Source organism: Paenibacillus alginolyticus DSM 5050 = NBRC 15375 (assembly GCF_000422905.1).
Classification (GTDB): domain Bacteria; phylum Bacillota; class Bacilli; order Paenibacillales; family NBRC-103111; genus Paenibacillus_E; species Paenibacillus_E alginolyticus.
Genome location: NZ_AUGY01000017.1, coordinates 1 through 16,326 on the forward strand (window position 1 = coordinate 1; position 16,326 = coordinate 16,326).

General features: G+C 46.1%; 10 protein-coding genes and 2 riboswitches. All 10 genes read right to left on the reverse strand.

Translation table 11 applies throughout. The features are described from left to right. Positions 1 to 293: 293 nt before the first annotated feature. Entirely contained in the window at positions 294 to 1,697 is a 1,404-nt protein-coding gene (locus G519_RS0109345) for an NCS2 family permease (RefSeq protein ID WP_029194454.1), read from the reverse strand. Positions 1,698 to 1,923: 226 nt separating this feature from the next. Beyond that, positions 1,924 to 2,024, reverse strand: a riboswitch (purine riboswitch). A 93-nt stretch (positions 2,025 to 2,117) separates the two neighbouring features. Next, positions 2,118 to 3,656 (reverse strand): glutamine-hydrolyzing GMP synthase, encoded by a 1,539-nt coding sequence (gene guaA, locus G519_RS0109350; RefSeq protein WP_029194455.1) that lies wholly within the window; start codon positions 3,654 to 3,656, stop codon positions 2,118 to 2,120. Between the two features lie 112 nt (positions 3,657 to 3,768). Beyond that, the gene (locus G519_RS0109355; protein ID WP_029194456.1) at positions 3,769 to 6,168 is read right to left on the reverse strand and encodes a transglutaminase family protein; all 2,400 of its coding nucleotides are present in this window, start codon (positions 6,166 to 6,168) and stop codon (positions 3,769 to 3,771) included. Then, positions 6,155 to 7,375: a DUF58 domain-containing protein gene (locus G519_RS0109360; RefSeq protein WP_029194457.1), complete on the reverse strand. Its 1,221-nt coding sequence runs from the start codon at positions 7,373 to 7,375 to the stop codon at positions 6,155 to 6,157. Before G519_RS0109360 ends, G519_RS0109355 begins: the two co-directional genes overlap by 14 nt. A 4-nt stretch (positions 7,376 to 7,379) precedes the next feature. Continuing rightward, the gene (locus tag G519_RS0109365; RefSeq protein ID WP_029194458.1) at positions 7,380 to 8,357 is read right to left on the reverse strand and encodes an AAA family ATPase; all 978 of its coding nucleotides are present in this window, start codon (positions 8,355 to 8,357) and stop codon (positions 7,380 to 7,382) included. Positions 8,358 to 8,421: 64 nt separating this feature from the next. After that, positions 8,422 to 9,864: a polysaccharide deacetylase gene (locus G519_RS42390; protein WP_051253281.1), complete on the reverse strand. Its 1,443-nt coding sequence runs from the start codon at positions 9,862 to 9,864 to the stop codon at positions 8,422 to 8,424. A 155-nt stretch (positions 9,865 to 10,019) separates the two neighbouring features. After that, positions 10,020 to 11,261 carry an MFS transporter gene (locus G519_RS0109375; protein WP_029194459.1) on the reverse strand — a complete coding sequence of 414 codons (1,242 nt, stop codon included), beginning with the start codon at positions 11,259 to 11,261 and terminating at the stop codon, positions 10,020 to 10,022. Between the two features lie 157 nt (positions 11,262 to 11,418). Then, positions 11,419 to 13,686: a stalk domain-containing protein gene (locus G519_RS50090; protein ID WP_127528287.1), complete on the reverse strand. Its 2,268-nt coding sequence runs from the start codon at positions 13,684 to 13,686 to the stop codon at positions 11,419 to 11,421. A 41-nt stretch (positions 13,687 to 13,727) separates the two neighbouring features. Continuing rightward, positions 13,728 to 13,822, reverse strand: a riboswitch (cyclic di-GMP riboswitch). A 402-nt stretch (positions 13,823 to 14,224) separates the two neighbouring features. After that, complete coding sequence (locus G519_RS0109385) at positions 14,225 to 15,574, reverse strand: PepSY domain-containing protein (protein ID WP_029194461.1); 1,350 nt, start codon at positions 15,572 to 15,574, stop codon at positions 14,225 to 14,227. A 106-nt stretch (positions 15,575 to 15,680) separates the two neighbouring features. Continuing rightward, the gene (gene bcp / locus G519_RS0109390; protein ID WP_036632503.1) at positions 15,681 to 16,178 is read right to left on the reverse strand and encodes a thioredoxin-dependent thiol peroxidase; all 498 of its coding nucleotides are present in this window, start codon (positions 16,176 to 16,178) and stop codon (positions 15,681 to 15,683) included. Positions 16,179 to 16,326 lie beyond the last annotated feature (148 nt).

Below are 16,326 nucleotides of genomic sequence, written 5' to 3' on the forward strand. Positions count from 1 at the left end.
CAATCTCTTTTTGAACGATTTCTCGTTCGTGCTTACTCACTCGTTGTTCAGTTTTCAAAGATCAATTTCTTTCGATTTAATCCTTCGCCCCTCAAAGGCGACTTGATCAATATACCACATCAGTCTATTCGATTGCAAGAACTTTTTTTAAAATTTCTTTCGTTCTTCATTCGACCGCCGAAGCGACAAGGAGTAATATAACAAATCCACGAACTGATTGCAAGCTTTATATACCTTGAAAAATATGGAAATAAAAAAGCTCCAGTGCGTAATGCACCAGAGCTTGAAGCTTTTTAACCTTGGCTTCCTATAAAGATGTAACGAGCTAGGATTAGAATCGCCAGTACCCACATTAACCAGTGAATCGGGTAACGTGTCTGACTTTTGCCACCTAGGTTAGAAGCTGCTGCCAGAACTACATACGAAACAATACCGAAGGAGATACCATTCGCAATATTGTAAGTGAAAGGCATCAAAACAATGGTAAGGAAAGCTGGAATCGCCAGAACAAAGTCTTGGAAGTCGATCTCACGAATGGATTGAACCATCAGAACACCAACCACGATCAACGCTGCCGCTGTCGCAGAACCAGGAACCAACATGGCAATCGGAGCTAAGAACAGGGCAAGCAAGAAACATACGCCTGTCGTTACCGCCGTTAAACCTGTACGTCCGCCTTCAGCTACACCTGCTGCGCTCTCTACAAAAGCAGTAACCGTACTTGTCCCAACTAACGCACCGCCACTAACACCAATCGCATCCACGAACATGGCCTTACCTACGCGCTTGTTGCCTTCTTCTTTATTCTTCATAATACCAGCGCGATTCGCTGTTCCAACCATCGTACCGAATGTATCAAAAAGCTCAACAAACGTAAACGTAGCAATAACCGAAACGATCCCCGTTGTCATAATGCCTGCAAAATCAAAATCAGCAAAACGAAGCTTTGTTAAATCAGGAACCCATGTCGTATCTGCGCTAGTCAATGAACCTAGATTAACCATACCCATGAAGTACCCAATGATTGTCGTAGCCAATATACCGATCAAGATAGCACCACGAAGACGAAGCACCATAAAAATAGAAATCAACAAGACCCCAACGATTGTTAAAATAACGCCTTTATCTTCTAATGAACCCATGTGGAACACAGTTTCAAATGAAAGTACATCTGTAAATTGATGCGCCTTAATATCTTTGCCGCTTTCAACCGCAACGGTTAAGATCCCGCTGTTTTTGAAACCGATCATGGCGATAAACAAACCAATACCCACAGTAATCGCATGCTTCAGGCTATCAGGAATGGCCACGAGGAGCATTTGACGAACTCTGGTAACGGTAAGAATGATAAAAATAATCCCCGAAATGAATACAGCTGTTAAAGCCATAGAAAACGTAAATTTACCTTGCGAAGTTAAAATGATGGTCGCGAAGTAAGCATTCAAGCCCATTCCCGGAGCTAACGCAACTGGAAAGTTAACGAATAACCCCATTGCAATCGTCATTACACCCGCAGCAATCGCTGTTGCCAAGAAAATCGAAGTCCAGTCACCGCCGGTTGCACCCGATTTAAAAGCACTGAGAATGTCTGGATTTACCGCCAAAATGTAAGCCATCGTCATGAACGTGGTGATCCCCGCCATGATTTCTGTTCTTACGGTCGTGCCGTTTTGTTTCAATTTAAAAAAGCGATCCATTTTCCTACTCCTCCTAAAACGAATGTGGGGAACCCAGGATAAACGCCCCTGTCGTCCTTCTAGGACGAGCGCGTTTATCAAGGTTGTGCGAAGCAAAAGTATACATATATACTTTCTGGCAACAGCAAAAAACCCGGAATCATACTGCCTGATTCCGGGTACGAAAAAGGAGCTATCCATATGAGAGCTGCCTTCATGTGTAAAGGTGCACGTAGTAACTCATACGGATTCCGTTCCTTTTTTTCGTAGCCAGATCATTTGCGGTGATCTCGTAGAAACTCTCAGGCCAATTCCCAAGATTATACGAAAAACTGTTATCCATAACACATTTTAGTCGGGAAATAACCTGATGTCAATAAAAAAGACGAACGATAAAGGGGTATATTTTCCCAAAACGTTCGTCTTTTACAGTGATTTATATTATTCCCACTCAATGGTAGCTGGCGGCTTAGAAGTGATGTCATAAACGATACGATTCACGTTCTCAACTTCATTAACGATTCGAACCGAAATCTTCTCAAGCACATCCCAAGGAATACGCGCCCAGTCCGCTGTCATTCCATCAATAGATGTAACTGCACGAATACCTACGGTGTAAGAGTAAGTTCTTGCGTCACCCATAACTCCCACGCTTTTCATGCCCGGAAGTGCTGTGAAGTACTGCCAGATCTCACGATCTAAGCCTGCTTTGGCGATTTCGTCGCGCAGAATGGCGTCGGATTCACGAACGATTTTCAGCTTATCTTCCGTAACTTCACCTAGAACACGAATTGCCAGACCAGGACCTGGGAAAGGCTGTCTCCACACGATAGCTGCTGGAAGGCCACATTCCTCGCCTACTTTACGCACTTCGTCTTTGAAAAGTGTTTTAAGAGGCTCGATGAGCTTGAACTTCATATCTTTCGGCAATCCGCCTACGTTATGGTGCGATTTGATCGTTTGAGCCGTAGCCGTACCGCTTTCCACGATATCTGTGTATAAAGTACCTTGAGCTAGGAAAGTAAAGTCATCAAACTGACTGGACTCCTCTTCAAATACACGGATGAATTCGGTACCGATAATTTTACGTTTTTGCTCGGGATCGTCTACGCCGGCCAGTTTGCCTAGGAAACGTTCACGCGCATCAATTTTGACTACTTTCATATCGAATTTACCGACGAAAGTGTCCATAACGCTCTCTGCTTCACCTTGACGCAGCAAACCATGATCAATAAACATACACGTCAGCTGAGCGCCGATGGCTTTGTGCAGCAGAATAGCAACAACGGATGAATCCACGCCGCCACTAAGTGCGCATAGGACTTTCTTGTCGCCAACTTCTTGACGAAGCTCTTTGATCATATCTTCCACAAAGGAGGACATCGTCCAGTCGCCCACGCAACCGCAAACTCCATAAATAAAGTTATGGATCATTTCATTCCCTTGAAGGGAGTGACGGACTTCTGGGTGGAACTGTACGGCATGAATGTTGCGCTCACGGTTACTCATTGCAGCAATCGGAAGAGAATCCGTGCTTGCTTCTATAACGAAGCCATCAGGCAGGACGGAAACGTGATCGCCGTGACTCATCCACACGGTTTGTTTGGATTCTAACCCTTTCACTAGCGGGCTTTCATTCGTAAATGCAAGATCTGCCTTGCCATATTCACGCGTATGCGCACGTTCAACTTTACCGTTCAGTTGGTGAGCAATTAACTGCATGCCATAGCATATCCCCAAGATTGGAATGCCTAGATCAAAGACTCCTGCGTCAACCGCCGGAGCTCCTTCACCGTATACGCTCGACGGACCGCCCGAGAACACAATCCCTTTAGGGTTAAGCTCACGAATTTTATCAACAGTTGTATTGTGCGGCAGCAGCTCGCTGTAAACGCCCAAATCACGAATTCGTCTAGCAATCAGTTGATTATACTGGCCTCCAAAATCTAATACGACAATCATTTCACTCGGTTTACTCATTATCCGACCTCCTAGATTCATAGCGATTGAGGTTTAAGGGGCTCCCCTTGTCCACTTATCACTATTTATAGGTACTAATTTTAAACATTAGGTACCTAGGATGTAAAGGGGTTTAATGTGTCTTTTGAATGGCTTTCCAAATCGCGGTAATTTCTCGCTTCGTATAGGTCAGTGAATTGGCCGTATCATAGCGGACACTTTCGTAAATTAAGGCAAACTCGAGCAGTGCTTGTTTCTGCCTTTGATCATTGAAATTTAGCATTGCGACGTACTCTCGCACCGTCTGACTAGCGGATTTTGCGCCGTATTTTCGAAAAAGCTGTATCCATAAACGATCCATATACGGTGTCATGGGGTGTGAATTGCCCGTCTTGCTTTTGTAAATTGGAAAATACAGCCGTGAGTTGACTAGGAACCCTTTTCGCCTAAGCAAAACGAAAATACCCGCAAGCAGGAGACAACATCCGATTAGAACAATGAATGCTTTCCTATAAGGCTTTGCAAAATTGACGATTTTATCCTTCGTTGCATGAAGCCACTCACTTGGATTGGTTGTAAACTTAGTAGGCGTAGGAACGCTCATAAGGGAAGCTGTCATCGCCGCTTGTTCCATGGCAGCTGTCGTCAAAGTTTCTCTCGGATGATCGGACGAAATACCAGAGAAACCCGGCGTAGGCTCAAACGGCACCCAGCCCATAGAAGGAAAATAAACCTCAACCCATGAATGCGCATCTAGATTGCGAACCACAACTTCTTTAAGCTCATCACCGTCGCTAGATGCTTGCAGTGTCCCTGGAGCGAAACCTTTTACCCAGCGGGCAGGCACCCCGACAGAACGAAGCATAACGACCATCGAGGTTGAAAAATGATCACAGTACCCTGTTCGGTCTACGAACAGAAAATGACTGACAAAATCCTCATTGCGGCTTGGATTCGTTGGCTTTTCGAGACTATAGGTATAGGTATTGCTTAAATACTGCTCAATCGCAACCGCTTTGGCATAAGGCGTCAAACGACTCGCTGTCACTTGCTCAGCAATGGCGCGAACAGACCGCGGCAATGAAGATGGAAGCTGAAGATATTCCCCTGCAACATCAGAGGGATAGCTGCCTGTATCGGTATTGAGAATAGATGGATCTTCCTGCACGGGTTGGACGGTTATTTTGTAATATGACAACGGATCCATGATCTCGGGCAAAGTCACTTTACCATTAGATTTAGATGTAAGGAGGCTGTTCGATGTTAGCGGTTTCCCCTTCTCGCTCAACAGCATATCAACACCTAATAGCTTTCCACCCACAAACATTTGGTTATTTGGCGACTTCGTGTTCCATAGAATTTCCTGATTCACAGCCCGACCTGTGAATGGTGGATTAGTAGAAACAAAAGGCTCCAGCGTTTGATTGGGTTCAGTCCATCCTTTGCCGTCGTAGAAGCTTTTGGATTCTCCGCGCCAGTAGGTTAATTCGGATGTTTTAGCCGTGAATACTGGGGTCGTGTCCACCTGGAGTGGACCTCCTAAGGAGGAGTCGTCTTGACCGTATCCAGACCGAGCAAAAGCCCCCTTCCCCCCGGTATCTTCGTTGTAAAGTTCAAATATGCGATCGTATAAATACGCCCAGCTAACAGGTTTCATGAGGGGAGTAGGCTCCGCCTGCCTTGCCGAGTACCACCCTACACTTGCTAGCGCACTTACAACGACCAAGCTGACTACGATCCATTGAAAAAAGCTGCCCGAACGCACCGAAGCGATGCCATAGGTTTGTTCAATTCTAGAGAGATTGAGCAGCGATAACAGAAGTAGTCCATATCCTATTGTGCGCATAATCCCTTGAACCGTATCCGCGCCAAGCACCAACTGTAAGAAGACAAGATAAACGAGCGTGGCCGCAACAAACCAAAGACTGTGCTGCCTCTGCAGCATGAGAGCCTGCACAACGGAAATCAGGAGCGACCAACCTAACAGGAAGAGCAGCGTTCGCATTTGACCACTGATCAGATCGAAATGAGCTTGAACGATATGAACCATATCCTGAGAAATGATCCTCACCAAATCAATGATCCATGCTCCGGTTAGAAAGCCTTCACGGTCGAACATAAAGCCGATGAAGAGCAGGATCATAACGCTTTTGGCTGTCCATCCCCACGCATAAGGAACCTTGAAGCAATCTATGGCGATGCAAATCGCAAAAACGACCAGAATGGGACCGATTTGAATGGAGGCATCGGCCATCCAGGCTAGAGGACGGAGCCATTCTGAGAGCAGCAGGAAGAGCAGCAGTGAGATTAGACTATCTCGGAAAAAGGTGTTGGTGATTAGCGATGATGACTGTGCGTTAGAGATGGCGCTTGAATGGAAGATTGGGCTTGATGGGATAGCGGCATTAGCTCCTGTATGTGTTGAGTCTACGTTAGTATGTAGAGACCGAGACTTCAAGCGCGACGAGTCTGCGCTTGAGCGTAAAGGACGTGAAAGAGCGCGCGGCGCGCGGCCATGTTCAAGCGGTTGCATCCGCGACACCTCCTTGCTTTGGCCACAGGCGCACGGGATGCGGCACTTCCGTGAAGCTGCAGCCTACGGCCTGCAGCTGGGAAGCTCCCTCTCGCTCCGCGACCGAGAGGGAGGGCCGCGCGTGCACGTAGATCACGTGCACGGACCGGCGCTTGGTGCCGCTATCTGCGATCGCGCGCACCAGCGCCGAATCCAGCGTCGATGTGATGCAAAGCATCGACGCATCCAGCGGCAAGGCCGCCGCCTCTTTCCTGACGAGGTCAGGAAAGGAAATGGCGGGCTTGCCGCCCACGCTCGCGAGTACTTCGTACGCGAGCGTTAGATCAGGGCGAATCGTCGGCGCGATTCGCCTGCTGGTGGAGCTGCTGCTGGCGAAGCCGCAGCTCTCGCGCCCGCCAGCGGCGGCTTCGAAGAAGCCCGCCGCGAGGGCGACGCCCTTCTCCAGCAGCGGCTGCGCCGCCTCAGCTGGACCCGCCGCAGGCGCCGCGTCGAGCAGCAGCATCCGCTTCGCGGAGGATGCTTGCTCGGGGTCTTTGGTCATCAGCCGGCCCAGCCTGGCTGTGGATTTCCAATGGATGCGGTGATAGGGGTCACCGCTGACATAATCGCGAACACCGCTAATCAGCGGTGTGTCGGCTTTGGGGCCACGGATGGTAGACACATCACCATCCTCGGATTGAAATGTCATGCCTGATCCGGTCAAAGAATCAGGTCTCGGATAAACAACACACCGGTGAAGATCATCGCGATAGGCTTTTCGCACAGCAAAACCAAATAAATCACCGGTCACCGCCTCAAAGCCTGCGAACCGATATACACCTCGCATAAGACCCGTCATTTTATAATGGAGGATGAAGGCTGATCGAAACCATGGGAAAACCAGCTTGCTATAGGTCAGCTTCACCCCGCTTCCTTCATGAACCCAATTATCCTTAATAATCATCCAAGGCAGCGGCAAAAACGTACGATGCCCAATCTGCAAAGTGATGGCAACGTCTTCACCAGATACGAAAACCTCGCCTGACAACTGCCGGCTAACGGTGAGTCCATTTAATGCGAATACATAAAATAATCCAGCCTGAATCCAAATTAATGTCAAACAAATTCCTAAATACCAAGCGGCAAATCCACCTTGCCAATACGCCAAAACAATCGACAGCACACATCCCACAACCAACAGCGACGTCTTACCCCAGCTTCTCATCATTGGCCTACTTCCCCGAGACATAGCGAAGAACAGGAGTTTGTAAGGTGGCTAGTAAATCTGTCAAAATCGTCTCCGCAGACTTGCCCGTCATTCGTGCTTCGGAAGTCAGAATAAGCCGGTGTGTCCAGATCGGCAGCACCAAATCCTTAATGTCGTCTGGCACCACAAAGCTTCTGCCCTTCATATAAGCCAACGTTTGCGCAGCGCGCATCAAAGCATAGGATGCTCTTGGACTTGCTCCCAAGTACAAATCAACATGCTCCCTAGTTGCCAAAGCCAGACGCACAATGAAATCTTTTAACGTATTATCGACATGAATCATGGTTGCTTCTCTTTGCAATTGCACGAACTCATCCTGTACGATAACAGGCTTCAAGTGCTCCAGCGGCTGGCGATCCTGTAGGCGATCCAGCATCAGAATTTCTTGCTCAGGCGTCGGATAACCAAGTGACAACTTCATCATAAAACGATCCATCTGTGCTTCCGGCAGCGCATAAGTACCTTCATAGTCCACTGGGTTTTGCGTAGCTAATAAGACGAAGGGTTTAGGCAATTCATAACTCACCCCGTCTATCGTAACCCGCTTCTCTTCCATCGCCTCTAAGAAAGCAGATTGTGTCTTCGGTGAGGTACGGTTGACTTCGTCTGCCAACACGATGGGTGTCATTAAAGGTCCGGGACGAAACTCAAAATCATTCGACTTCACATTAAATACAGATACACCGGTTACATCCGACGGCAATAAATCAGGCGTGCACTGAATTCTCTTAAACTCACAACCAATCGTCCTAGCCAAGGCACGTACAAGCATCGTCTTCCCCACACCAGGAACGTCTTCTAGCAAAAGATGGCCGCCGCTCAGCATAGCAACGAACGCTTTCTCTATCGTCTCTCTCTTTCCAACAATTACTTTCTCTACGTTCATGATCATCCGTTCCACGAGAGGCTGCGGCTGATCGAATATTCGGGTTTTCGACTGCATAGACAAGAAGCCTCCTTTATAAGGGTATGCTTCTAGTTTTTCCAGCCCTCTACTATTTTAGACATTATCCTCCCATGGCAAATAGAGAGTTTTTCTGAAGACTATTATTCTCTTTAAATATATAATAAGGCCGTAATGCCACAGACACCTCTCGCTTATTAGAATCTATGACCGTATCCGTAATTCGCCCGCCTAGTAAATCTATGGTTTTCCGTAAAGGAACGATGATCTTACCATCCTTGAAATTCATATCAGCTAATGAATAGGTAGCAACGCTATTACCTAGGGTGTACAGCCTGATGCTTCTAGTGGATAAATCGTATTCCAAATCATAAACACCAAAATGTGCATTCGCTGTCTTCTTATCATCCTGCCACTCTACTTGCCCGCCTATTTTCTCAATAAGAAGGCGTAGCGGCAGTTCAATCCGATTAGCACGCAACTGATACGCTGAAGGTTCAATTGTAAAACTGCTGCCGCCTACCACATGAACTTGCAGCGGCAGCGCCGCTTGCGCGGATAGAATTTGTGCCGTTTCTTCTCTGGCTACAATGGTTTGATTGGCAAGATGCTGCTCAGCATCCTTCTGATCTTGATCCGCCTGAATATGGGCTAAAGCATATTGCTGGGTTTCTTTCATCAGCTCTTGGAAATGGGCCAAACTCATGTTTCTCGACCACTTCGACTTCCCCACTGGGAATTGTTTGGGCTTAACCTGAGACGTAAGGGGCGCGAACGCGTAACCTAATTTTTTGTAATAGCTAATGACTTGGGGCAATACTTCTACCGTTGACTCATGCCCACTGCCGTCATGAAACAGGATGTTGATCTCGTGTTCAAGAGGTGCTCCCTTAATCGTTTGCCAAATCTCATTCACAGGCACATGCACTCTTTTGGAATCACCGCTGTCTACATTCCAGTCTGTAACGATATAACCCGCTTGATCCATCAAATAGTAGTAGTACGCATCGAAATTCGTATATGTACCTCCAGGGGCGCGCACCAATTGCGGTCTGGTATCAGCCAAACTGGCAAAGATGTCCTCACTACGCTGGATTTGGTCCCAAAAGGTTTGGAAATCGCTGTATAGCTCTTTATATACATGATTATAGGAATGATTGCCTAATGTATGTCCGTCTTGCACGATTCTTTTAACCAATGCAGGGTGTGCCTGCGCTTGCTCACCAAGTGCAAAAAACGTAGCTTTCACGTTCTCTTTATCTAAAATATCCAGCACCTGACTTGTCAGCTTGCTAGGGCCGTCATCAAAGGTCAAGTAAACGGTTGGCTGTTCCGGTGTTTCATACGTCTTCTCGTTCTGCGGGCGCTTGCCTGTTTTGAGCTTTTGAAAAAGATCTTGCCCTTCTTGTACTTGTGCGGAGTTTCCATCGCTCTCTGTTGCCTTTGCTGGAATTGTAAAGAAAAATAGAGAAACTAGTAAAAGGATTACCAATGAAAGTTGAACTCTTTTCTGTCTGTTGGTCGCACGTTGTACACGAAAACGCATCCGATGATCCCTCCGCTTGTTCTATCATTTTGCTAGCTGATAGATTATATGGGAGAACCCTCAAGAGTATGTCACCATAACAAAAACTACCCCTCTCGGAGTGAGAAGGATAGTTTTCTAATGAAACATCCGAGCTGCCTTCGTTCGATTTATTGCTAAATTTCTTGCGGTACAGCCTCATTTTTCGTTTGTGTTGCCACGTTAAACAAGGGCCTGCTGCCAATAAGACCAATGAAACTAACGACTAATAAGATTCCGAGCAAAAGAATGGCCATCCTAGCGCCTTGAAAAGAAACAATTTGCGTACAGACACCAATGAGCAGAACTCGCATCCCCATTCCTACGGTGTTGAAAAAGCTATTCACACGACCAATCAAATGATTTGGAACCATTTCCATCAAAATCGTATTACGCGCTACGCGACTCCCTGCGTTCCCCCATCCGTTCAATGTTTTGAAGAGGAGAAAAATAGAAACAATAGGGAATACATAAAAGAAAACAATCGACAGACTAAAAATGACAAACGAGAGAATCGTCGTATAGTAGGAGCCCAAACGCTGCATAAGCAGCGGGATCGTTAATCCGGCCACGACAGCTCCGATGGCGAAAATCATATCGGCTGTCCCGAGAACATTGGCCCCTCCATGGAGGACACTTGTGATATAGACGGGGTAAAGGTAATTACCGACCATCACACACAGAAACGGCATCAACGCGCAGAGGAAAAACATGACCAATAGAGGTCTCGTTTTCAAATAATCGAAGCCTTCTCTGATATTGGACCACATGGAAACGGCGCCGGTTGCCGTGACAGACCTGTTCTTGATATAAGGAATAAGCAAAAATAGACCAAAGCCTAAAAAGTAAGTCATCGCGTCCGCTAATAGAATCCAGGCAAAATCGATATGATCAATCAGTAGACTCGCCAAGCCGCCCGCGATCATCGATGTGGATTGATTTTGGACCTCGAGGATGGAATTGAGCGTCTTGTACTGTTCCTTCGAGAAGATCTCCTGTGTAAAAGCGAACTGGGTTGGAAAGTGAACGTTATAGTACAGAGAACCGCTAAAATAAATGACGATCAGCTGCCATGTTTCGAAGTGGCCTGTACTTAGTCCCCATAGCGCAAATAGCAGTGTGACCGATCCGCCGATCACTTCACTGCCCAGCAGCATTTTCTTCCTAAAAATGCGGTCAATGTATACGCCGATATGCGGCGATAGGAAGAAAAGTATGATGGTTGATGCAAGTGTTGCATAACCAAAGATCTCACTCCCCCCTGCTCGATTCACTAACAGCCACGGCACGCCAATCATGGTTATTCCTGAGCCGATCGAGGATAAAATGTTGGCTATCATGAGAAACGTCATTCTTCGGTCTTTGAGCATGGTCCACATGTGAGAAGTCCTTTCAAGTTAGGCGGATTTGTTTTCGGTGCAGCTAGTAGTAAGCGTTGTCCTTATATGTATCCTCACTAATAAATCAATCGCTGTCAATCATAAAAAGAAAACCACCTTACGATGTCATCGTAAGATGGCAGGGGCATCAATGGAGTTAGGACCCTGCGGGCTTGCCGTCCAGAAACTGTCCTTCAAATATAATTTTACCGTATTCGTCTGTCAGCTTACCCTTGCCCTCCGGTTTACCGTTCTTGAACATTCCCTCGTAAATCCGTCGATCAGACTCAAAGAGCTTGCCATTGCCTTCCCTCACTCCGTTATGAAACTCACCCTCATAGTCCAGAAGGTAAGAGGAATATTCTTTACCTATCCCTTCTTTTTTCCCGTTCACCCATTGTCCTGTGTAGAAAGAATCTATTGATGAGTAAAAGCTGCCTTCGCCATTGAATATGTCATTTTTGAATTCACCTTCATAGTCCAATGTATGATGAAAGGCTTGTTCATATAGCTTGCCTTTACCGTGGCGGTTATTAGCTTTAAACTGCCCCTCATACAAGAGATATCCCCCTGAGTATAGTTTACCGTAGCCATCATATTGGCTCATTACAAAATCTCCATCATAGACAATTTTGCCATTGACGAAATATTTGCCATGACCGGCATACTTTCCATTTTCGAAACCGCCTTGGTATATTAATCTACCTCTAGGATCATACCCCTTACCTTGTCCGTCCGGAATTCCGTGCTTAATCTCTCCGACGTAATAAAAGTTAGTCATGTCGTTTCCATCAATAAGCCCTTGCTGGATAAAAGTGCCTGTGCCCTCGACTGCGTCATTCATAAATTCTGCGTCGTACCAAAGCGTTCCATCTTCCCGATAAAGCTTGCCCTTGCCATTCATTTTGCCGTTTTTCAGCTGGCCCTCATACTTCAACTTTCCATTTGGATACAATAACTTACCTACCGTTTCCGGGGCGATGATATATACCGCGTGTAGCTTATCGTCCCAAATCACCTTTCTTCCCGTTGCCTCGCCAACGAAGCGAAGCGGAACGACGGTAACTTCATGTTCTATCCTCGGCGCTTCTTCCAAATCTACGGCTACTCCGTTCACGAAGGCTTCTGGCTTGTTGATCTGCAATCGAATACTCACTCCGTCTGCCGAACCAGTGATGGTTTGCGTATCGCCGTCCCACTGGATTTGAAGTCCCAGCTTTTCAAAAATGGGTCGAAACTGAACCAACGTGGTACCTTCTTCAATGAAAGGTTGTTCATCAAATTGCATCTTATGTCCTTCTACATTTACTTCAATTTGTATTTCGGATTCTGTAGCCATTGGTGCACTAGGTGCAATATCAAATTTCTTCTCGGGCACCCTCGGCCTTTTTATAGGCTCGGGTTTTGGCGCGTTCGGGATAGGTGCGTAGTTGAGAGAACCGGAAGTTGACTTTTCAATGTTTAGGGGCATTGCCCTCGTAGTAAAATAGTTCTCCACCCATATGAGTGTATCACCGATAAAACCAATCGGCAGCGGTTGCACATCGCTTGCTTTGGCCTGGGTCAATTGCACCGCGCTTCCATCATCCACCCTAGCGCCCATTAGCTGCGGAACCCCATCCTTATCTTCTTCAAGCCATACAACATAATGGTTTCCGACCGCCATTTGGCTGAAATCACGTTTCTTTTTTGCTAAAGGTGTTACATAGTCTATTTCCGGTTTGGATCCGCCTAGCTTGAGTATCGCATATTGATTACCTTCATTGAATTTATTCAATATTAATAGCGCTGTTTCTCCTTGAAATGCAAACCAAGTGATTGCATAACCTTCGGGAGCAGCTGCAACCAGATTCGTAACCCCCGTCGCTATGTTATGCAGGTTAAGCCCTTCTTTTGATTTGAACAGGATGTTTCCTTTGTTGATAATTGGATCAATACCTTCCCCAACCGATGTCCGTGTATCTTGTTTCCAGTTATACACATGAATGCTGCCACCGTTTGACCAAACAATATAATCCCCATCTGTACTGGGCTGACCGTAAGTACCGGATGTTTCGTTAAGTTTCTTTTCTGTGCCAGTTGTCAAATCATACGCGTACACATCCCAATCCCGCTCGGGAGTGCTCATATCTCTTTTTTCCTGCCATGTCACCAGAGTACCGCCTATGTTCGTGAATCTCTTTTTTGTTGTTGTATGGGTGATTTGCTTTTTTTCACCAGTGGTAATGTTTTGAACGGTCACCTGCTGATAACCATCGCCACCATCCTGTTGCCAGACCATCGATTGTCCGGAAAGGTGGGTTTCACCTTCAAACCTAGTGGGAAAAATATTTTCTTCCGCGTACCCTCTTGGACTCTGCGTAACCGCCAATCCAGTAAAAATAACAACTGCGGTAACCAATCCAAATAAAAGGTTCTTTTTCAAAACAAGCTTCTCCTCCTGTGATAAAATAAAAACCAAGCTCAAAGAGCGGCCCGGCTGTCCTATCATGAGCTGTTACTCATGACTTAGACCCGTGGCTTTGCGTCCCCGGCTTTCGACGGGTTTGCCTTTGATCATTTCACTTGGTTTATAGGTAGATAGTCTATCAATCTAGTTCATATGATTCACTACGGTTTACATATTAACCCAATTCACGCTAGATTTTCAACAGTATTTTACATATGAGACCGTCGATACACTTAAATCGGGATCAATCGTCAAATCTGTTCAATTCTCTGAGGTTGCTGAAGGTAAGAATCCACATGATGTTGTATAAATATACAACTTTGGTAACTACTATAGCCCAATTACCTCATAAAAGCTGAATGACTCTAAAATCGAATTTTGGAGTCCGCAAAAATAATATTATTTAATAAAAAATAAAAAAGCTACCCACTCCCAATGGGTGGAAATAGCTTTCACAAAAAGATTTATCAAAAAAACCATGCGCATAGGCTCGAGCTTGACTCCTCTATTTCCCCTATAGGAAAGCTTCAATCTCCCCAAGGACCATGATTTTACCCGTTCTGGCATCAATATACACAACAATTTTGTTGCCTGCCGGATAGACCGCTTCAACAACCCATCCGTCATAAATTATCCTGTTCGTGTTATCATGAAGCACCAGCCCCTTCTTGAAGGTTGCTTTCCATTCGGCTTCAGAATCAGGGTCCTTTTCTTTGGCTATTTGCAATGCTGTCTTCTCATCAATTAGCAAAGGGGTATCGTTCAATGTCTCCCTTAAGCTTGCACGGATAGCAAGAGCAGCAGCCTCAGCATAGGTTAGGTAACCATGGACGCCGAAGCTTTGACCGCTTTGTCCCTCCAAAAGCCCATCTCCGTAGGCAACAGCGATTTTATCGGAGTCAAAAGCATCGCGATAATCGGCAAACGCTTGTTCAGCTTTCATTTTTTCCTCCGCCGTTGCGCTTCTTGGATTTTTCCCCAGCTTAGTTATTCCGACTACCGCTCTGTCCCTTAGTATTCCTCCATCCTTGTCATAAGCAAGCGTATACATAAACGCTTTCTCCTTCAGATAGGCAGGCACCGGCAGCCCTGAAATGAGCATTTCGTGCCACAAACCAACAGGAATATTGCGTTCGGCATTCATCGGATCTTGAAAAGCACGACGCAGCACCTTAAGCATCGGCTTTGGAAGCTTGTTGCTTTGGTAGGCAGACCCCAACTCTTCGCTGAGCCAATGGTTTGCCGGCAGATCCGGCTTGTCATACGCCAATTCCCCCATGACCTGATACATCATAGAAATGGCTTCGGCATTCGTCAGCCTATCGTTCGGCCTAAACTTTTCTTTCACCGAATCATCCAAAATTCCCTGTACATACGCGATCTCAACCAGACCTCGCTGCTTATCACTGATATCCTGGAGATCCAGCAGCGCTTTTGCCGGCTTTACTTCTTCCGCAGACCAGCTCCCCTTGAAGTAAGAACCGATCAACAACTTTACCATCCCTCCGACCGCATTTTCACGTGTGATCCCCGTCCCTTGACCCAGCTCGTGAACATACATGCCGATCCAGGCATCACGGTTTTTTTCCGGCAAATCCACCGCTATTTTAAGAGCCGTCGCCCAATCATCGAGCAGTATAGGTTTATCCAGCTTGCCAGAGTCCAACACATTTAGCTGAAATGAATCCCACTCTTTCTGCGTGATCGTACCTTGTATCGAAGCGTTGTCCCTATAAGGCACGATGTATTGCTTGTAATCCTTGAGCTCTTTCATCACCCAATGGGTTTCCTCCACAGCCCCGTACGCGGTACTTCCGTAAGCCATGAAAATAGACAATATCGAAACCATCAGCTTCTTATTCATCGCTTTCCCCTCTTCACAAGTTTTCTCCCATGCAATGAATTAGACGAAGAATTTGTAAAAAAGTTCCATTTTTATTTGCTGCGTATTAGCAACTATCGTTTGTTCATTATGTATTAGTATTCAATGCCATTACAGCGTCCAAAACTGACTGAACGTGATTCTTAACCCTCACTTTACTCCATTCCTTGACGATATACCCCTCTTCATCTATCAAGAAAGTAGACCGAACAATCCCCATATACTCACGGCCATAAAGCTTCTTGAGTGCCCATACTCCAAACTTCTCAGCCACCTGATGATCAGGGTCGGAGAGCAATAGAAACGGCAGTTCATACTTTTCAATGAATTTATCGTGGGCTTTCAGCTCATCTGGGCTAATTCCAATCACTTTTACACCGAGCTTTGCAAACTTACCATTATAATCGCGAAAATCACACGATTGTTGGGTACAGGTCGGCGTGTTGTCTTGTGGGTAAAAGTAAATCACCAGCTTCTTCCCTTTGAAATCCTTTAGGGATACTTTTTTCCCGTTGGATGCAGGAAGTGTAAAAGTGGGCGCCGGTCGCTTGGGTGCCTCTAACTCAATCAGTTTCTTTTTACTCATCTATGTTCTCTCCTCTATTTAACCACTCTTAGGTATATCCATTATGCGCCATTTGAGGTTGGAACATCAAACCGCCATTACCTAAACTAGCATTTTTAAAGAAAATTATGGTATTTTCAATAGGAAGGAATAATAAATAAAGGAGTGA